At 44.8% G+C, this 19,752-nt stretch carries 19 protein-coding genes and 1 riboswitch; of the genes, 4 read left to right on the top strand and 15 right to left on the bottom strand.

Going from position 1 to position 19,752, the window contains the following annotated elements:
- Positions 1 to 187: 187 nt before the first annotated feature.
- The 9 genes from H0266_RS09815 to H0266_RS09775 form a co-directional block, all read right to left on the bottom strand.
- A complete protein-coding gene (locus H0266_RS09815) occupies positions 188 to 853 on the bottom strand; it encodes a type 1 glutamine amidotransferase domain-containing protein (protein ID WP_181472220.1) in 666 nt (221 codons plus the stop codon).
- Positions 854 to 962: 109 nt separating this feature from the next.
- Positions 963 to 1,976: an acyltransferase family protein gene (locus tag H0266_RS09810; protein WP_181472219.1), complete on the bottom strand. Its 1,014-nt coding sequence runs from the start codon at positions 1,974 to 1,976 to the stop codon at positions 963 to 965.
- Positions 1,977 to 2,305: 329 nt separating this feature from the next.
- Entirely contained in the window at positions 2,306 to 3,577 is a 1,272-nt protein-coding gene (locus H0266_RS09805) for an aminopeptidase (RefSeq protein WP_181472218.1), read from the bottom strand.
- Positions 3,578 to 3,638: 61 nt separating this feature from the next.
- Positions 3,639 to 5,075, bottom strand: a complete 1,437-nt coding sequence (locus H0266_RS09800; protein WP_181472217.1) for a cryptochrome/photolyase family protein — start codon at positions 5,073 to 5,075, stop codon at positions 3,639 to 3,641.
- 541 nt (positions 5,076 to 5,616) lie between these two features.
- The gene (gene ribH / locus H0266_RS09795; protein ID WP_181472216.1) at positions 5,617 to 6,084 is read right to left on the bottom strand and encodes a 6,7-dimethyl-8-ribityllumazine synthase; all 468 of its coding nucleotides are present in this window, start codon (positions 6,082 to 6,084) and stop codon (positions 5,617 to 5,619) included.
- A gap of 15 nt (positions 6,085 to 6,099) precedes the next feature.
- The gene (locus H0266_RS09790) at positions 6,100 to 7,293 is read right to left on the bottom strand and encodes a bifunctional 3,4-dihydroxy-2-butanone-4-phosphate synthase/GTP cyclohydrolase II (protein WP_181472215.1); all 1,194 of its coding nucleotides are present in this window, start codon (positions 7,291 to 7,293) and stop codon (positions 6,100 to 6,102) included.
- A gap of 15 nt (positions 7,294 to 7,308) precedes the next feature.
- Positions 7,309 to 7,959: a riboflavin synthase gene (ribE, locus tag H0266_RS09785; protein ID WP_181472214.1), complete on the bottom strand. Its 651-nt coding sequence runs from the start codon at positions 7,957 to 7,959 to the stop codon at positions 7,309 to 7,311.
- Positions 7,960 to 9,057 carry a bifunctional diaminohydroxyphosphoribosylaminopyrimidine deaminase/5-amino-6-(5-phosphoribosylamino)uracil reductase RibD gene (gene ribD, locus H0266_RS09780; RefSeq protein ID WP_343063252.1) on the bottom strand — a complete coding sequence of 366 codons (1,098 nt, stop codon included), beginning with the start codon at positions 9,055 to 9,057 and terminating at the stop codon, positions 7,960 to 7,962.
- A 134-nt stretch (positions 9,058 to 9,191) separates the two neighbouring features.
- Positions 9,192 to 9,342, bottom strand: a riboswitch (FMN riboswitch).
- 229 nt (positions 9,343 to 9,571) lie between these two features.
- A complete protein-coding gene (locus H0266_RS09775; RefSeq protein ID WP_181472212.1) occupies positions 9,572 to 9,745 on the bottom strand; it encodes a hypothetical protein in 174 nt (57 codons plus the stop codon).
- 256 nt (positions 9,746 to 10,001) lie between these two features.
- Here H0266_RS09775 and H0266_RS09770 point away from each other — a divergent pair, with 256 nt between their 5' ends.
- Positions 10,002 to 11,663, top strand: a complete 1,662-nt coding sequence (locus H0266_RS09770; protein WP_181472826.1) for a glycoside hydrolase family 13 protein — start codon at positions 10,002 to 10,004, stop codon at positions 11,661 to 11,663.
- A 42-nt stretch (positions 11,664 to 11,705) separates the two neighbouring features.
- Here the strand turns inward: H0266_RS09770 and H0266_RS09765 are convergent, their stop codons facing one another.
- Positions 11,706 to 12,158, bottom strand: a complete 453-nt coding sequence (locus H0266_RS09765) for an OsmC family protein (RefSeq protein WP_181472211.1) — start codon at positions 12,156 to 12,158, stop codon at positions 11,706 to 11,708.
- 127 nt (positions 12,159 to 12,285) lie between these two features.
- Here H0266_RS09765 and H0266_RS09760 point away from each other — a divergent pair, with 127 nt between their 5' ends.
- Positions 12,286 to 13,191, top strand: a complete 906-nt coding sequence (locus tag H0266_RS09760) for a hypothetical protein (RefSeq protein ID WP_181472210.1) — start codon at positions 12,286 to 12,288, stop codon at positions 13,189 to 13,191.
- Between the two features lie 9 nt (positions 13,192 to 13,200).
- On the opposite strand, the gene H0266_RS09755 is transcribed toward H0266_RS09760, so the two are convergent.
- From H0266_RS09755 to pepT, 5 genes are all read right to left on the bottom strand, one after another.
- A complete protein-coding gene (locus tag H0266_RS09755) occupies positions 13,201 to 13,635 on the bottom strand; it encodes a GNAT family N-acetyltransferase (protein WP_181472825.1) in 435 nt (144 codons plus the stop codon).
- 11 nt (positions 13,636 to 13,646) lie between these two features.
- On the bottom strand, positions 13,647 to 14,261 hold the full coding sequence (locus tag H0266_RS09750) for a hypothetical protein (protein WP_181472209.1): 615 nt from the start codon (positions 14,259 to 14,261) through the stop codon (positions 13,647 to 13,649).
- The gene (locus H0266_RS09745; protein WP_181472208.1) at positions 14,258 to 14,449 is read right to left on the bottom strand and encodes an SE1561 family protein; all 192 of its coding nucleotides are present in this window, start codon (positions 14,447 to 14,449) and stop codon (positions 14,258 to 14,260) included. The genes H0266_RS09750 and H0266_RS09745 overlap by 4 nt, the downstream gene beginning before the upstream one ends.
- Before the next feature lie 139 nt (positions 14,450 to 14,588).
- Positions 14,589 to 15,383 (bottom strand): TerC family protein, encoded by a 795-nt coding sequence (locus H0266_RS09740; protein ID WP_181472207.1) that lies wholly within the window; start codon positions 15,381 to 15,383, stop codon positions 14,589 to 14,591.
- Positions 15,384 to 15,657: 274 nt separating this feature from the next.
- A complete protein-coding gene (pepT, locus tag H0266_RS09735) occupies positions 15,658 to 16,890 on the bottom strand; it encodes a peptidase T (RefSeq protein WP_181472206.1) in 1,233 nt (410 codons plus the stop codon).
- A gap of 157 nt (positions 16,891 to 17,047) precedes the next feature.
- On the opposite strand from pepT, the gene H0266_RS09730 reads away from it, so the two are divergent.
- The gene (locus tag H0266_RS09730) at positions 17,048 to 18,115 is read left to right on the top strand and encodes an AI-2E family transporter (RefSeq protein WP_181472205.1); all 1,068 of its coding nucleotides are present in this window, start codon (positions 17,048 to 17,050) and stop codon (positions 18,113 to 18,115) included.
- A 78-nt stretch (positions 18,116 to 18,193) separates the two neighbouring features.
- Positions 18,194 to 19,384, top strand: a complete 1,191-nt coding sequence (locus H0266_RS09725; protein ID WP_181472204.1) for an MFS transporter — start codon at positions 18,194 to 18,196, stop codon at positions 19,382 to 19,384.
- Positions 19,385 to 19,752: the final 368 nt, after the last annotated feature.

Raw genomic sequence — 19,752 nt, 5'->3', positions numbered from 1 at the left:
TCACTATTCGATACACCCAACTTCTATACATTGAATAATCATTCGAGGAAATATCAAATATTCCTGCCTGATTCTGAATTCAAGTAAGCGACTCGTTCTCCAATTCCCCTTCCTCCAATTACGTATCGGAATCCAGGCACCTTCATTACTCTTAGAGGATCGAAAAAACCACCAAGTCAGATTCGACTTAGTGGTCCTTCAACTGCTTGATCATCGCTTGTGCTGTACGTAAACTAGAATGGTGATTTTGACCCGTTACAAGGTTTTCGTCCACTTCGACATGATCCGTAAAAGCATCATGGACGATGAAGTCTGCTCCTTCTTCCTTCAACTGATCCTCCAATAAAAAAGGCATAAGAGGCTCCAAGCCTGTTTGCTTCTCCTCCTCGTTTGTGAAACCTGTCATCGTTCTCCCCTTCACAAATGCTTTTTCATTGTGGTCCGTGACCCCTACAAAAGCAGCTGGACCATGACATACCGAGGCAATGATTTTCCTCTCAGATATGAAGTGTCTTAGAATTTGTTGAATGGTTTCATTGTTCGGGAAATCCACCATCGATCCGTGACCCCCACAAAAGAAAATGCCCACAAAATCGCTCGGATTCAAATCTGATAATTTCTCTGTATCATGGATAGGCTCCATGACACCATCCCATACACGCGGCAACTCATTGCTATAGCTGTTGGGATCTATCGGAATCTTCCCACCTTCCATACTGGCCGCAACCACTTCAAAGCCTGCCTCTTTCAATTCGGTTGCCGGCTCTACAAATTCAGATAACCATAGACCCGTTTGATGTTCCTTATCCAACTGGTCGGCATTCGTTACGACCATCAGTATCTTTTTCGTCATCCAATCAAGCCCTTCTGTTAAGTTCTATTTCTTATTATGAGCAACTACACCTCTTTCAAACCGAACAAAAAAAGATGGTGTCCCCATGAAACAGGAAACACCATCTCTTTTATGAAGTCGGTGTATTTTTTTGGAAGGCTCGGGTCCACCATTGCTTGAACAATTGAGTACGCCCTTCAATAAACGGCTGCGTAATCGTACGAATCATACTAGATGACAGTAGATACACGATCGCAGATGATACAATCGCTAAACCTATGAAGTCGAGTACATTGTCAATTTTGAACCAGCCTGCTTGTCGGAAAAACTGAATGAAGAATCCGTGCAGTAAATACACGTATAGGGTTTGACCACCTAAATACGTCATTTTGAATTCTCTTCCTGGGACCCAGGAAAGAACGCTGATGGTCATCAATCCGGCCAGCATATACACAGCTAGACGGAATAGCCCACCGAATTCAGGGCTTCCTAATACTTCATATGATTTCGATCCAAGGAACCATCCTGAGCTGAATTCTGGAAAAGCCGCGATCAATCCGGCAATGACGGCCATGAAGACAAGCCCGAATTCCCGAACTCTTCTCGTTCGCAATTGCCTTACACGTTCTTTTGTTAACCAATAACCGGCTAAGAAGAACGGAAAGAATACAAAGGTTCGAGACAAACTGAACGTATGACCGATATCACTGACATAGCCGACCAATACTCCAATTTCGATTGCGATGGCCAAGCTGATAATGGGAGGCATTTTCTTGAACCAAACCAACAATACATGCCAACAGAATAAGCTGAACAGGAACCATAATGACCAGTGAGGCGTAAAGGGTCCATTCAACCAACCGTCTCGACCGATGAAAAAGAAATATCCCGTATAAAACAATTGGAAAATCAAATAAGGCAGAATTAATTTTTTGGCCAGCTGGATGATATAATCTTTGCTCCCTGCTCCCTTAGCAAAGAAGCCAGCTAAGAAAATGAAGGCAGGCATATGGAATGTATAAATCCACATATATACCGTGTACATTGGTCTTGATCCATCCGTGAAGGGCTGGATCATATGACCGAATACAACGAAGAAGATAAGTAATAATTTCGCATTGTCAAAAAAAGCATCACGTTTCATCGATTGTCTCACCCTTTAACGTATGGTATGTGTGCTGCTCACTCCTATATTTACCACAAACCACACCTTTTGAGTCCTGTTTTATACGAATTTAAATGATCTGTAATGCACATGTAAAATAAGTAAGTTTTCACGTAATAAGAAAAGAGCCTGCTAAAGCTAGTTTCGGTTCTTCAAAGGTGAGAAGGGGCCGGTGGCGCGGAAACGACTCCCCCTCGTTTTCCATCCCACGGTACTCTTGTACGATCTAACAGAACCGTTCCACTGACTTCTTCAAAAGCATGAAAAGTGCACGAGCTAGGTAGCCCGTGCACTTTTCTACATGTTTTTTATTCGTTATCCTCTTGGTCCGAAGTGCTTTTTGCAAAATCGATTGCCCAGGAGCCTTTGCGGAAAATCGGTTCGAAGCTCCCATCTTTCGTTTCTCCATCGATATCAATCTCGGCTGAACCCATCATGAAGTCTTCATGGACAAGGCTGTCGTTCACACCTTGTGCATCCATTTGGTCTTTATCAAGCGATGATCCACCTGCAACATTGGTCGGATAAGCTTTTCCTAAAGCCAAGTGACAAGAAGCGTTCTCGTCGTAAAGGGTGTTGAAGAAGATATGGCCGGACTGTGAAATCGGCGATTCGTTCGGTACAAGCGCGACTTCGCCTAAACGTTTCGCTCCATCATCGCTTTCAAGCAAATGCTTCAGTGTCTCTTCTCCCGACTCGGCTGAATAATCCACCACTTTTCCATTTTCAAACGTCAGGGTGAAGTTCTCGATCAAGTTACCCCCATAATTAAGCGGCTTCGTACTCGATACGGTTCCCTGGACGCCGTATTTGTGTGGCATTGTGAACACTTCTTCTGTCGGCATATTCGGGTTGAACTCGACGCCACCCTCTGATGTTGTCGATCCACCGTGCCAAATATGATCGTGTACGAGTTCGATCGATAAGTCTGTTCCAGGTGCCTTATAATGAAGCTTCTTATATTGTTTTTGATTTAAATACTCACGCGCTTGACGCAGATGCTCATTGTGTTCATCCCAAGCTTGAATCGGATCCTCTTGGTCAACGCGTGTGATTTGGAAAATTTGTTCCCAAAGCTTGTCCTGCGCTTCTTTCGGAGAAGCATCCGGAAAGACCTTCTCGGCCCAAGCCTGCTGTGGATACGCTACAATCGACCACGTCGTTTTGTCGTTCATAATGTAATCTCTATAAGATGTTAAAGCTTCCGCACTCGCTTTATTCGCTTTCGCTACGCGTTCAGAATCGACATCTTTCAGTAAATCCGGGTTCGGCCCGTAGATAGATAACAACGAATACCCGTCCGCCACCATCTCTTCCAGTCCTTCTGCTTTCCATTTCGGGAAGTTTTCAAGAACGCTCATCGGTGCGTTTTTCATCTTCAAAAAGGTCAATACTTCGTCGCCCCACTCGACATGGACGTTTTTCGCCCCTTTCCCGTAAGCTTTCGCGGAAATCGTGCGGACGAGATCTGCCGCTTCGATCGGTGCGTTAATAATCAGGCCCTGTCCTTCTTGGACGTTTACGCCCTTCACTAAAGCAAGTTCTGCATATTTTTCTAATTGTGACTGGTAATGTGTCAAGATGAATACCTCCAACATGTATGATGTATAAAATAATTATTTCATATTCGGTCGTTTATGCCTAGCTAGATCCATCCTTCTGGTCTTTGAACATCTCTATGGCTCGCTCACGCATCGTTTTATGATCGACGATAGGCTTTGGATAGTCTTCCCCGATTACACACTTTGCTTCCTTCTGGTCTTCTTCCGATAGTTGACTTGGGTCATGAATCGATTTTTTCGGTACGTTCTCAAGCTCCGGAACCCATTCTTTAATAAATCGCCCATGTGGATCAAAACGCTCCGACTGCCTTGTCGGATTGAAAACACGGAAATAAGGCACTGGATCTGTTCCTGTCGAGGCTGCCCATTGCCAACCTCCGATGTTCGATGCCGGATCATAATCGATTAATTGTTCGGCAAAGTAGCGCTCTCCTTTTCGCCAATCCATCAAGAGATCCTTGGTTAGAAAAGAAGCGACGGCCATACGAAGACGGTTGTGCATCCAACCCGTCTCATTCAACTGCCGCATCGCTGCATCAATAATAGGGAAGCCCGTTTGTCCCTTTTTCCAAGCTTCAAACAGCTCGTCATCGTTGTTCCAAGGAAGTCCTCTATACTTCTCCACCATTTCCTTGTTCTTCGCTTCAGGGTAAAAGTGGTAAATCATATTATAGAAATCTCTCCAGGCAAGCTCAGATATATACGTTTCTACGCCTTCGGTATTTTTTCTATAATCTACTTGATCGTCAATATAGTGGTACATCGATCGAATGGAAATGGCACCCGTCCGTAAAAATCTGGACATTTGGCTTGTCCCATCCACTGCCGGAAAATCTCGTTCGTCCTCATAATCATAGATGGCATCCTCGACAAACGTTTCGAATCGATCCCAAGCCGCTTTTTCCCCTACGGCGTCAAAGTCGCGCGCCGTCTTGTCAATTAGGGAATCATATGCTTTATTCCCGTCTTTGAAAGAGGATGTTTCATCAATGGCGAGCTTTGTTAATTTTTCATGGTCGACCTTTTGTATGTTCGGTTTCTGATATTGTTTCCATTGTTTATAGTAAGGTGTAAATACTTTATAATACCCGCCCGTTTTCTTCGAAATTTCTTCAGCTCCATGCATGTGGTGATCGATGAACGAACAGACTTCCACGTCCTTATCCTTCACTTCTTCCATGAATTCATCGTCACGCTGTTTCCCGAAGCCTGATTCATCTTTATTGAAATAAATCGCGTCAACATTTCTATGGTTTAGGAGTTCCGTAAAAGCATCGGTCACAGTGCCCTCGATAAAATGAATAGGGATATTCTTTTCTTGAGCATCCGTCACTAAGGACTGTAACGTCTGGAAAAAGTAATCATGAGTTGCGTTAAACTCCTTATTTAAATCCGGATGAATATGAAATAACAAAAGTAGTTGATCATCGTTGTCCGAATCATTGATAGCTTGAGCGAGTGCTGTATGGTCATTCAAGCGCAAATCCCGCCTGAACCAGACTACCCGTGTTGTCATGCTTATCACCACCTCTATTCCATCATTCCTTAATTCATCAATAGATAAACCAAAGGCCAGCTGCCTGCAGAAGTCTGTGGAGAGGTTCTGTTCCATCATATAGGAATACCGTGGGATGGAAAACGACTCGCTTTCCTGCGGGGGAGCCAGCAAGCCTCCTCGTTCGTTAACACTCTCTGTGGGGTCTCGCCTAGGTCCTTCTCCCGCGGGAGTCTCCCCGTTTTCCACCCCACTTTGCGATAAATAGCGGGAACAGAACCTCGCCAAACATTTTGCGTTTATCCGCACCAGCCCTCTTTGGAGGTGATTTCAAGAGGTTCACACTTGCTCTCGCAAGGTGGCGTGGAAACGGCGACACTCCTGCAGGATCCTGAGGCTTGGGTGAGATCCCGCAGGACGCGAAAGCGATCCGAGGAAGCTCACCGCCTCTTGAGGAAAGGGAGTCGTTTCCACGCCACCTGTTACTCTCATTTCGGAAGAACCGAAAGTGGCTTTCGCAGGCAAAATACAAAAGCCGACTCATGTGAGCCGGCCTACTGTTTTATTCGAAGTTTTTCATTAGGGTAGCCATTTCAATTGCTCCTGTTGCCGCTTCCCAACCTTTATTTCCTGCTTTCGTGCCTGCACGTTCAATCGCTTGCTCGATCGTATCCGTTGTGATGACACCGAAAATAACCGGTTTGCCACTTTGTTGTGAAGCTTGAGAAACACCTTTAGCGACTTCGCTGCACACGTAATCGAAGTGTGGTGTCGAACCGCGGATCACGGCCCCTAGAGTGATTACGGCATCGAACTTGCCTGTTTTCGCCATTTGGTTCGCAACAAGCGGAATTTCGAATGCTCCTGGTACATACGCTACTTCAACTTCATCCATATTCACGCCGTGGCGCTTCAAGGCATCAATAGCCCCGTCGTACAGTCGTCCTGTAATGAAATCATTGAAGCGTCCGACAACGATTCCGACCTTCAAACCTGTGCCTACTAAATTACCTTCCCATACTTTGACCATCATTCATCAACCTTTCTAAAAGTGAAATAAGTGCCCCATTTTGGATTGTTTCGTTTTTAAATAGTTTTCGTTTTCTTTACGTGATGCCATTTCAATCGGCACGCGTTCAACGACTTCAAGCTGATATCCACCTAGTCCGGAAATTTTCTTAGGATTATTAGTGAGAAGCTTCAATTTCGTTATACCTAGATCCTTCAAAATTTGTGCCCCTACACCATAATCACGCAAATCTGGTCCGAACCCGAGCTTTTCATTGGCTTCGACGGTATCATAGCCTTCTTCCTGCAATTTGTATGCACGAAGTTTATTCACAAGCCCAATGCCACGCCCTTCTTGTCGCATGTAGAGAAGCACTCCGCTTCCATTCTCTGAAATCTGTCTCAAAGCATTATGCAGTTGAGGCCCACAGTCGCAACGGTATGAACCGAACACATCGCCTGTCAGACACTCCGAGTGCACGCGCACAAGCGTTGGCTCATTCGGGTCAATATCCCCTTTCACGAGTGCGATATGGTCTTTTCCATCGATATCATTGCTATAGGCAACGGCTTTGAAGTCACCGAATGGCGTCGGTAAATTCACTTCTACTTCTTTCTGTACATGATTTTCGTTGTTATGGCGATATTGAATGAGATCCGCAATGGTAATCATCGGAATATCAAATTCATCTGCCATTTTTCTCAAATCTGGTACACGAGCCATCGTTCCATCATCATTGATGATCTCACAAATGACGCCTGCAGGTCTTGCACCGGCTAACCTTGCTAAATCAACGGCCGCTTCGGTGTGTCCCGCTCGGCGTAAGACGCCACCTGGTTTTGAAATTAACGGGAAGATATGACCAGGTCTTTGGAAATCGGCTGCTGTCGTATTCGGATTCAGCATTTCCTTAATGGTCAGCGCCCGTTCTTCTGCTGATATTCCAGTCGTTGTGTCCTTGTGGTCGACACTGACCGTAAAGGCCGTTTGGTTAGGGTCTGAATTTTGATCGACCATCGGATTCAAATCCATGTCATTCGCTAGCTCTCCGGTAATCGGAGCACAAACCAACCCTCGACCGTACTTGATCATAAAGTTGATCATGTCAGCATCCGCATATTCAGCGACACCGATGAAATCCCCTTCATTCTCACGATCTTCATCGTCACAAACAATGACGACCTTCCCTTGCTTCAAGCGCTCAACCGCTTTTTCAATCGAATCAAACATGCTCTTCACCTCTATTTATGCAAAGCCATTGTCAGAAAGGAACTTCATCGACATCTCTGACTTCGGCTTTTCAGATTGTTGATCTTTTAAAAAATGTGCGACGTATTTTCCAATCATATCGCATTCTATATTCACATGATCTCCCGGACCTTTCCCTCCAAGTACGGTGTGTTCCATCGTATGAGGAATCAAAGAGATCGTCACTTTATTATCATCGACACCGTATACGGTAAGCGAAGTTCCATCAACGGCAATCGAGCCTTTATAGACGAAATAGTGAACCAACTCATCGGGCAGTTCGATTTCGTAATACACCGCATTCGACTCTGGGTTCTTCGAGACGATTTTCCCTGTACCATCGATATGACCGGATACAAGGTGCCCTCCGAAACGTCCACCTGCAGCCATCGCCCGTTCCAAGTTGACTGGACTTCCTTGCTTAAGTTCATTGAGTGTCGTCGCTCTATAGGTTTCTGGCATAATATCAAAATGGACCGTTTGCTTCGTGTAATCGGTCACCGTCAAACAAACCCCATTGATCGAAATACTATCCCCAAGTTGCACGTCCTCCAGCACTTTCTCTGCTGAAATCTGAATTTCTAATGCTTCTGTCTTCTGTTTGACCGCCTTTAGCGATCCAATCTCCTCAACAATTCCTGTAAACATTCAATATCCCCTCTTTTTCTTAGAAACGATTTTGACATCCCCACCCACCATTTCAGTGGAGCTCACTTCAAACAACTCGGCATCTTGAAGGTGATCGATACCCTTACCACTCACAGGAGTAAGTGCATCCTTGCCACCTATCAATTTCGGTGCGATGTAGGTGACCGTTTCGTCTACATTCCCTGTACGAACAAATGCGTCGGCAACTGTTCCACCGCCTTCGACTAATAAGGAAGTGATTTTCTGTTCACCCGCATATGCCAAAACTTGCTCTACGTTGATTTGTGGATCCGCTTGCTGAACGATGCGTACATGTGTATAGGGGTCAAAGTCACGGATTCGTTCCTGTTCTACTTCGTTATTAACAAAAATCCAAGTCGGGGCTTCTTGATTTTGAATCAGCTTTGAAGAAGTCGGTGTTCGGAGATGAGAATCAAGCACCATTCGAACAGGCTGACGCCCACCACCTTCGATACGCGTCGTGAGTGTGGGATCATCAGCAAGGATCGTATTGATGCCCACCAGAATAGCATCTGATTGATGGCGGTAAGCATGCCCATCGAGCCGTGCTCCTTCACCTGTGATCCACTGACTCTCACCTGTAGAAGTTGCGATTTTACCATCTAAGCTCATAGCCGATTTCAATCGGACATAGGGACGCTTCGACTGAATGAAATGGAAGAACGATTCGTTCAGCGCATCCGCTTCTTGCCTTAGAATCCCCTCTGTGACCTTCACTCCATGACTCTTCATCAATTCGACGCCTTGACCAGCGACTTTCGGGTTAGGGTCATGCGAAGCGATATATACTTGTGAAATGCCCGCTTCGACAATCGATTTGGCACACGGTGGCGTTCTACCATAATGGCTGCAGGGCTCGAGCGTAACGTATATTTCCGCTCCTTCTGCTTTCTCACCAGCCATCCGTAATGCGTGTACCTCCGCATGAGGCTCTCCGGCCTTTACGTGGACACCGATTCCTACCACTTGATTCTCCTTTACGACAACCGCTGCGACGGAAGGGTTCGGGGCGGTTTGACCAACGGTTTCTCTTGCCATTTGGATAGCTAATGACATATAACGTTCCTCGCGATTCACCCTTGATCCCTCCTTCCAAAACTTAATGAACATTAAAAAAACCCTGAAGAAAACAGACGTCTCCAGGGGTTTGTATCGTAAATATTTGCGTACAGCAAAATTGGGCACACGTATCGTGGTACCAATTACGGTTCTACATCCTTCTCCCATCCAGACTTTAACTGTCGGCTTTGGAGTTACACCAAATCAGGGGGAAACGTGCGTGGCACTGCTTCCCCGTCGCGGGCTCGGAACGTCATGTTCATTACCGCCGGCTGGGATTTTCACCCGACCCCGAAGGATTCGATATTTTGTTGTACTTCTAATATATAGGATTCTAAGCGTTGTCGCAATCCATTCGATTCAGTTGTTTCTATACTTTAACTGAAAGACTTGATTTGGGGACGCTTAGGTCTTCTATGGAAGGAAGAGTAGGTACATATTATGATCGATATGGAAGCGTACTGCTTGGGGAGAGTGGATGTCCGGAAAAGCGCCTCGTTTGTCCGAATAAACTCAACAGGTGTCCGATAAATTACATGTCCTGTCCGAATACAGAGCAAATGTCCGAAATAGCAGGCTGCTTGTCTGAATCGTGCAGGTCGGTTGTCCGATATCGTAATTCATTTGTCCGAATCATTTCTCGAGCAGGATCACCGCTTGCACCGCAGAAAGCCTCCTCCCCTCTACGTGTTAATAGAACGACCATGATGATTTTTCAAAATCAAAATCACAACATCAACCTTAAGAGAGCTATTGTAAAAAGAGAAGAAATCGTTTACTATAAAATCAGCGATTGAAGAAAACGCTTGCACAATTAATTTTAAATTAACGCAAACATAACCCTGACTATTCATATATTAGTGAGGGAAGTAGTTTTCAAAATAAGTGCAACCGATTGCATGTTGATGATTTATGATACTATACAAGCAACAGCTACTCTAACAGGGAAAGTGGGAATGAACATGGAGAGAGTTTGGTGGAAAGAGGCCGTTGGGTACCAAGTATATCCCCGTAGTTTTCAAGATTCGAATGGCGATGGAATCGGCGATTTACAGGGCATGATTGACCGTTTGGATTATTTGAAGGAGTTGGGAATCGACTTTATTTGGATATGTCCGATGTACAAATCTCCGAAAGATGATAATGGCTATGATATCTCCGACTACCAAGATATTTTGGAAGAGTTCGGAACAATGGAAGACTTCGATCAACTCTTGGAGGAAGTACACAAGCGCGATATGAAATTGATCATCGACCTTGTCCTGAACCATACGAGTGATGAGCATCCATGGTTCATTGAATCTCGTCAGTCGAAAGACAATCCGAAACGTGACTGGTATATTTGGCGTGATGGCAAGGACGGGAAAGAGCCGAACAACTGGGAAAGTATTTTTGAAGGATCTGCGTGGCAATATGACGAAAAAACAGATCAATACTACTTGCACGTCTTCTCTACCAAGCAGCCGGACTTAAACTGGGAGAACCCTGAAGTACGCGATGAACTTTATGATACGGTCAACTGGTGGCTCGAAAAAGGTATAGACGGTTTCCGTATTGATGCCATCAGTCATATTAAAAAGCGTCCAGGATTCCCTGATATGCCGAACCCGGACAATGAAGAGTATGTCTCCTCCTTTGATATGCACATGAACCAAGAGGGCATCCACGAATTTTTGCAAGAATTCAAAGACCGTACGTACAGCAATTATGATGTTATGACCGTTGGGGAAGCGAACGGCGTAAGCGCTGATGAAGCAGACCTTTGGGTTGGCGACAACGGAAAGATGGACATGGTCTTCCAATTTGAACATTTGGATCTATGGGATAACGATGGTGACCAGCAGCTTGATATCGTTGGATTGAAACAAGCGTTGACTCGCTGGCAGAAAGCTCTCGAAGGCGATGGTTGGAATGCCTTATTCGTAGAAAACCATGACAAGGCACGTGTTGTTTCCACTTGGGGGGATGACGAAGAGTATTGGAAGGAGAGTGCAAAGGCAATCGGAGCCATGTACTTCTTCATGCAAGGAACGCCGTTCATTTATCAAGGTCAGGAAATCGGCATGACCAACGTCGCCTTCCCTTCCATTGAAGACTATGACGATGTCGCGGCCAAGAACCTGTACAACAACAAAAAAGCCCAAGGCATAGATCACGACCATATTATGGAGATTCTTTGGAACACTTCCCGTGATAATAGCCGTACTCCGATGCAATGGAGCGGTGAAGCGCAAGCAGGGTTCACTTCCGGCACCCCGTGGATGAAGGTCAATCCGAACTACACAAACATTAATGTGGCGGACCAATGGGATAAAGAAGACTCCATTTTGAGTTTTTACAGAGAAATGATCCGCTTGAAGAAAGAGAACGATATCTTCACGTACGGAATCTATGATCTATTGTTGGAAGAAGATCCACAAGTCTATGCGTATACGAGAACGTTGGATGGTGATGTAGCCTTAGTTGTTACAAATCTAACAGACAAAAAAGCTCGCTTCGATTCGGACTTCTCTCTATCAAGTGAGCAATTGATCCTTACGAATATGACGGTTGATCAGCACGATGATGCGAAAAGCTTCACGCTGAAACCGTTTGAAGCGCGTGTTTATTTAATAAAACAATAGTATTAAAAAAGCTCCTCAGTCTATGAGGAGCTTTCTTTACGTTCATTCAGCAGCGATTGATGTGTCTGCTTGCATTTGGAGTTCGACGTTGCCTTGAATCGCTTTTGAGATCATGCAGCTTTTTTCTGCTTTATCCACTAAACGATTGAGCTGCTTCAAATCCTTGTCTGTCGCATCGGCTTTTAGGACGACGCGAGGTTTGTGGATGATGGTTTGATAGGTGAATACCCCATCCGTGACATCCACGATTCCTTCTGATTGCATATCCATTTCTTTCAATGGTAAGGCTGCACGTTCAATCAAAGCGGCTAAGCTGATGATATAACAAGTAGCTGCAGCTCCGAGCAGCATTTCGTCTGGATTTGTACCTATATCGGGTCCATTCATTTCTTTTGGTATCGATATTTTCGTTTTCAATTTATCTGATTCGATGTAGCCGACATTGTCACGACCGCCTGGCCAATCCGCTTTTAAATGAAAATGATGAAGAGCCATTTTCTCACTCCTTTATGATAACGTTCGTTTTTTATTGTACTAAGGAATGCCGATGGAATGAAGTATATTGTTTCAGAAAGGATATCGCTTATTGGATGCCGAATACACACTTGAGGAGGAATGACTGTTGAAACAATTATCCAGAGGTACATATCAAGTGGTGAAGCAATCGATTGAGAAGGAAGCCCGCACTTTAGAAGTCGCCCATCTGAATAAGGATGATCAAGCCATTATTGATGCATTAAAACAATATCAAAACGACGACGGTGGATTCGGACATGGGTTGGAATCTGACATCCGCCTCCCTCATTCGTCAGCAATTGCAACTTCTGTCGCTCTACAGCATTTGGCACCCTTGGACAGACACAAAGAGGTAGAAGAAATGATCCAGCGAGCCATCACCTATCTTGAACAAACGTTTGATCATGAGCGCCAAGGCTGGTTCGCTGTTCCAAAGGAAGTGAACGAATACCCTCATGCTTTCTGGTGGTCTGTTCATGAGAACGGCAAGTCATGGATTGATGATAATTGGGGAAACCCATCCGCTGAGCTAATCGGCTACCTGCTGAAATACCCGTCATTTACCGACCAATTAGACTTCCATCGATTGGTTGACCAATCTCTCCAGCATTTCATGGCGTTGGAGACTTTTGAATCGGAACATGAATTGTACTGCTACCAGCGTTTCTTCACGATGCATCCATCTTACTATAGCGATTCGTTACAAACGCAAATGAAAAAAGCCGTCCAACAGGTGGTCGTTACAGATGAGGAAGAATGGAGCAATTACGTTCCTTTTCCTCTTAAATTCAAGCCTTCACCTGGCGAACTAGAGGTAGGGGTTAAAGAGGGAGACATAGATGCAAACTTGGATTACTTTGTGGATGTACTTGAAAATGAAAAACAGGTGACTCCTCCTTGGAGTTGGAATCGTGATGAGGATGTTTGGCCTGTCGCCAAACAAGAATGGCAGGGTGTGCTGACGCTTGAAGTCCTGACCTATTTGCAGAACTACGAAAGAATAGAGTCGTGATGTCCTTCATCACGACTTTTTCATCTGTATAAAGGGATAGACATCTCCGTTGGTCGGTTGCATGAACTCACGGACTTTCACAAACCCGATTTTTTCATAAACAGAAATGGCCCGCGTATTAAATTGGGCCACCGATAACGTAAACGCCTTAGGAGCATACATCTCTTCAGCAAATTGCAGCCCTCTTTCGATAAATACCTGCCCTTTGCCGTGACCTGTATCAACAGGGCGCATTCCAAGCCCGATATCGACCTCCCCTTCCACCGGTGTAAAAGTAAAGAACCCAATCAAGGCGTCCCCTTCGTAAACGCTATATGTATGCGGATTTCGTTGCTCAGGAGAGATAAATTCTTCATAATCTTCTTCATCTGCTTTCATGTCATAGAACTGATAAGGTTCAGGATACGTCCAATCCGCAACAATCTCCGCTTCTTCTTGATTCATTCGTTGAATGTTCAATGACTCCCCTCCTTTATAAGCAAATAAGCAAGAAAACCAACGACAGGTACACAGCCCAGCCAGTACATTTGATTGAAACGCCCATGCTTACGTTCTCTCCAGTAAATCACGAACATACTGATTCCCGTCAAAACAAGGAAATCAATCGTCATGACATGGACAAACTGTGATTGCCGAAAAGCCTGACCATACAAAGATGCGCTGCCTTGTGTCAGACCAGATACAATCAAGGCAACCGTTCCCGTGAATAACAAAGCCTTGAACAAGATGGAGTCCAGACTCTTTCCAATCCAAATCGGCGTACGCAATGTACGTGTTGATTCAGCTCGTGAAATGAAGAAATAAGGCATTAGGGCAAATGCACCTAACATAAATGAGCCAAGTACAAAGGGCCAGGCCGGAACTCGACTGTCGTCTTCATTCAACAGTAGAATGGCAAAAGCGGTCGGGAATACACCCAACAAGCTGAACACTGTCAGCAAAAGCGGGTCAGGGTCATTCATCGTAATCAATTGATTCAAATAACCTTGATTACCGTTCGGCGCCAAAACAAAGGCATACAAAATAAACGCAAGCCAGACGATGAAGAAAGACAGACGCCTGACCTTCACTCTTCTTCCCAATCCTTTTTAAAGCGTACCATTTTCATTTGCAGCTGTTCGATCATATCGAGTACGCGATTGAAATCATCCATATCGACATCCTCTGGATCCATTGTAGAAACAACTTGATTGAGCATTTGGATGCGATTTTTAATGTAATGAAACTGATCTGAAGGTTGCTGAGCGGCTTTCCCCATATTATTTCCTCCTATTCTGATTTACTCTTTCTTGTATTTTCCCCGTCTTTCCCAAACAAAAACTACCATACTTACAAAAAGAATGGTAGTGAATCTTAAAGTGGTTGGATAATCATTACGACCACCCAACCACTTACAATTATAAATCTTCTTCTTTAATGTCTTTTTTCGGTGACAAGAACCACCCTAGTGTGGCAATCAATACAAGCACCGTGTAGAAGCTGACTTTCCAAATTGCTGAGTGAGCAAAGTGTTCGTCAATGACTTGGATACTCGGGTGAGCGAGTGTGGATACCAGTAGCTTGACCCCGACCCATCCCACGATGATAAAGGCTGCCATTTCAAGTCCTGGGCGAGACTTCAACAATTTCACAAATACGGTTGCAGCGTAACGCATAATGATGATTCCGATCATACCTCCAGTCAGGATGACAGCAAACTGTCCACCATCCAAACTCCCGACATCGGGTAACGGCGTTTCTGGTAGCGCTACTGCGAGAGCAACAGCTGCTAAAATCGAATCCACTGCAAAAGCCAAGTCCGCAAGTTCGACTTTTAACACAGTTACCCAGAAACCTTTCCCTCTGCCTAGCTCAGCATTAGCCGCTACTACTTCTTCCTCTTCCTCTTCTTCCTCTTCACCACGCGCCCTCCACTTATCGAATAAGTGCTTGATCGAAATGAATAACAAGTAAGCGGCACCGAGCGCTTGCACTTGCCATACATCTACGAGGAACGAGATGACGAATAATGAACCGAATCGAAGGACAAAAGCCCCGAACAACCCGTAGAATAGGGCTTTCTTTCTTTTTTCTTCAGGTAAATGCTTCACCATAATAGCCAAGACCATAGCATTGTCCGCTGCTAAAATCCCCTCTAAACCAACGAGTACAAGAAGTACCCAACCATACTCAATTAATAATTGCGCATCCAAAACAAAAACTCTCCTTTACATAAAAAAATGGTCCCCACCACAACAGGTAAAGACCAAAAAAACAGACCTTTACCGCTGAGGGTAAAGGTCTCGCTAACAACGTACGTTGCCAATAAAGCCGGGGAATATGTCCCGTAATGACGACTTTACTGTGGCAGCTACTCCCCTTTAGGAATTGCTAAAATCTATACTCATCATAGCACGCGACCTTATTTTGTCAACGGGTGCGTTTAGTATTCGAGAAACGTGCAGAATTATTCCTGGTGCCAGTTTTCTATTCCTTCCTTCTCTCTTCAAACAGACGGGCAATCTCAACAATGACGTTTGCCGATTTTTCCATGTTATCTAATGAAATGTATTCGTATTTACCATGGAAGTTCTCGCCTCCCGTGAAGATGTTCGGAGTTGGAAGGCCCATGTAAGAAAGTTGTGATCCGTCTGTACCCCCGCGGATAGGCTGGACTAATGGTGCAACCCCTTTATTCTCCATTGCTTGATGAGCAATATCGACGATGTGCTTAACAGGGCTGATCTTGTCCCCCATGTTGTAATATTGGTCTTCTATTTCAAGTTCCACTCGCTCGGCTCCATACTTCTCCTTCATTTGCTCTGCGATTTGCTTCATATCCTCTTTCTTCTGAGCAAACTTTTCCTTGTCATGGTCACGAATCAAATAAACCAGATCGGCCTGGTCCACGTCCCCTTCGAACGAATTCAAATGATAAAACCCTTCATATCCTTCCGTATGCTCAGGAGCTTCATCGCTAGGCAATTGATTCTGAAAATCGATGGCTAATTTGACTGCATTGACCATTTTATTCTTCGCCGTTCCAGGGTGGACGCTATTTCCATAAAACGTCACCTTACCGGTAGCAGCATTAAAACTTTCATATTGCAACTCTCCTAAAGGTCCTCCATCGATCGTATAAGCATAGGAAGCTCCGAACCGTTCGACATCGAACTTGTGAGGACCTCGCCCAATTTCTTCATCAGGAGTAAAAGCTACACGGATATCGCCGTGCTTTATTTCAGGGTGATCCAGCAAATAATGGATAGCTGTCATGATTTCTGTAATGCCCGCTTTATCATCAGCACCTAACAGTGTCGTGCCATCGGTTGTAATCAATGTGTGGCCTTTATATGTAGGGAGCTCAGGGAAATCCTCTGTTGATAAAACGGTAGTTTCGTTCAACTGAATATCTCCACCATCGTAATTCTCTACGATTTGAGGGTTCACGTTCGTACCAGTGAAATCCGTCGCTGTGTCTACGTGGCCCAAAAATCCGATGACCGGGACGTCTTTATCCGTATTTGCAGGCAATGTCGCCATCACGTAGGCATGCTCATCGATCGTTACATCCTTGATTCCGATTTCTTTCAGTTCTTCTACAAGTTTGTTGGCAAGGGTCCACTGCCCTTCCGTTGACGGCGTCTCTCCACTTGTTTCATCGGACTGTGTATCAATTTTCACGTATGAAGTAAATCGTTCCAGTAATTCTTGTTTCATCACACGAACATCTCCTTTAAGTATGTTTATTGTTTTGAGTATAGGATTTCCTGAAATTTTGGTATGCTTACATTATACGTGTTTATTCGTGAAAGGAAAAACACACGTGCTTAACGAATGTTAATAATAAAGTATGTACATAAAGGTGTGTCTAATGATGGTTCATAAACGATGGTTTCAAACGCTTGTAGCAGCTATTTTGATTTCTTTGCTCATTATGCTGTTAAACGAAATTCAATTCTTTTTCGCGCCCATTCTTACGTATATCGGCGCTATTGCGGTTCCCTTGATTGGCGGGGGAATTCTATTTTATCTCTCAAGACCCGTGCTTCATTTTTTAGAGAAGAATAAAGTACAAAAAATCTTTGCGATTGTCATCATTTTCATGCTCTATATCTTGCTTGGATTTGTGATTGTTCAGTTTATCGCACCGATCGCTCAAGACCAATTCTCAAAACTCGCCAGAAACTTACCAGGCATGATCGAAATGCTTGGTGAAACCGTGACCTACTGGCAGCAGAACCAAGGCATCATTCCGAGTCAGTTCGACGGTACGATTCAAAACGTCATCTCTAATCTGCAGTCCTATTTGCAAGACGCATCAAAGATCGTGATTAACGTCATCAGTCAGCTCATCGGTTTCGTTTTCGCGCTCGTCCTGATTCCGTTCTTTTTATTCTTTATGCTTAAAGATGGAGATAAACTTATCCCATTCGTGAAGCAATTCTTAAACAAGCGGACAGGGGAGAGTTTTGAAAAATTAGCCCGTTCCATCGACCACACCCTGCAAGCTTTCATCCTTGGCCAGATGACTGTCAGCGTTGTCGTCGGTCTGCTATTATTAGTTGGCTACTTGATCATTGGCTTGCCCTACTCCTTGACGCTTGCGCTATTTGCGATGCTTATGAATGTGATTCCGTTTGTCGGTCCATTCTTAGCTGTAATTCCTGCGGCTCTCGTGGCTTTCTTCCAAGATCCATTCTTAGTCGTATGGGTGGCTGTGATCATGATCTTGGCTCAACAAGTTGAAGGGAATTTCGTTTCCCCCAATGTCATGGGAAAAGCACTGAGTATCCATCCCCTGACGATTATCACGCTGATCTTAGCCGCAGGAGGACTGGCAGGGTTCATCGGCTTGATTTTTGCGATTCCTGCCTATGCCGTTATTAAAGCAATTGTCAGTCATTTTTACAATGAATGGGTAGATCGACGAGAACAGACATAAACATTGTGAATGCGACAAAAACCCGCTATGCTAAATCCATAGCGGGTTTTTCTATGCCCTTTAAAGGAGGACCAGTGCATGCAGCAAAACGTACCAAAGCTATGGACGTGGCCGTTTATTTTTCTTATATTGGCGAACTTATTCACGTTCATGAGCTTCCAGATGCTATTACCGAACCTTCCCCCATACATAGAATCCATTGGTGGAAGTAATGTTCAAATTGGATTGATCACGACGACATTCGCGTTCGCGGCTATACTCATCCGCCCGTTCATCGGTCATTTGTTAACGACACGGCCCAGAAAAATCCTCGTTTTGGTCGGTTCGATTTCTCTTCTTGTGATGACCGCGCTCTACCCGATTACCCAAATCGTCACCGTACTCCTTCTCATTCGTTTCGTACATGGGATTGCTTGGGGCTGGTCTACAACAGTCAACGGTACGGCCGCTGTTGATCTTGTCCCAAGAAGACGCGTCGGGGAAGGCATGGGATACTTCGGATTGTCTGTAACCGTTGGGATGATAATGGCTCCGAGCCTTGGAATATATTTATACCAAAATTACACGTTCAGCCTACTCGTTTGGATTGCCGTAGGTCTTGGAATTATCGCATTGATTTTATTTTCCATGACCAGTTTCGTCACACCTGATAGCGTATATGAAAATCAGAAAAATCCACCTAAGTTCTCATTTTTAGGATCGCTCATTGAACGGAACAGCTGGTATCCGTCGCTTGTTACCTTACTCAACACCTTCGGATATGGAGCTGTCGTCACCTATATCGTCATTTTCGGTAATGAACAAGGCTTGTCGGGAACCTTTTTATTCTACTTTTTCAATGCCTTGTTAGCGACGATATCTCGTCCTATCACCGGAAAATATTTCGATAGACGCGGACCCTGGAAATTGATCATGATTTGCTCTTCCCTCTCATTCATTGCGATGTGGATTCTATCGCTCGCTAGCAGCAACCTTCACTTGATCATCGCAGGCGCGATCTTCGGGATCGGTTTCGGATCGATGATGCCCGCTCTTCAAGCATGGATGATCTCGAAGACGACTACTGAGCGAAGTGGAATTGCAAATGGCATGTACTATTCTTCGATTGACTTAGGTATCGGATCAAGTGCTCTTGTGCTTGGTTTCATTTATCAGTTTGTCGAAACGGCTACCTTGTTTAAATTATCGAGTTTCCTATTTATCGCAGTGCTGATTCTCACGTACTTGGATTACAGAAAACAAACCGAGCCTTGGGAACCTGTACAATAACAAAAAGCTCGCCTCTTCGGTGGAGCTTTTCCAGGCTGTTGAAGAAGGTTCTGTTAGATCATATAAGAATGCCATGGGATGGAAAACGATTCGCTTTCCTGCGGGGGAGCCGGCAAGCTTCCTCGTTCGTTAACACTCTCTGTGGGGTCTCGCCTAGGTCCTTCTCCCGCGGGAGTCTCACCGTTTTCCACCCCACTATGCGATAAACAGTAGGAACAGAACCTTGCCAAGAGTGGTGCTGTCGTTAGTAAAGGTTCTCATTGTGGTTGAATCTCTAAAGGTTCAGCCTTCCTTTGTTGAGGTGGCGTGGAAACGGCCACACTCCTGCAGGATTCTGAGGCCTGGGTGAGATCCCGCAGATCGCGAAG

Source organism: Halobacillus locisalis, from assembly GCF_013694105.1.
In the GTDB taxonomy this organism is placed as follows: Bacteria; Bacillota; Bacilli; order Bacillales; family Halobacillaceae; genus Halobacillus; species Halobacillus locisalis.
Note: the sequence above shows the minus strand (reverse complement) of the source record. Positions and strands in the feature narration are given on the sequence as shown.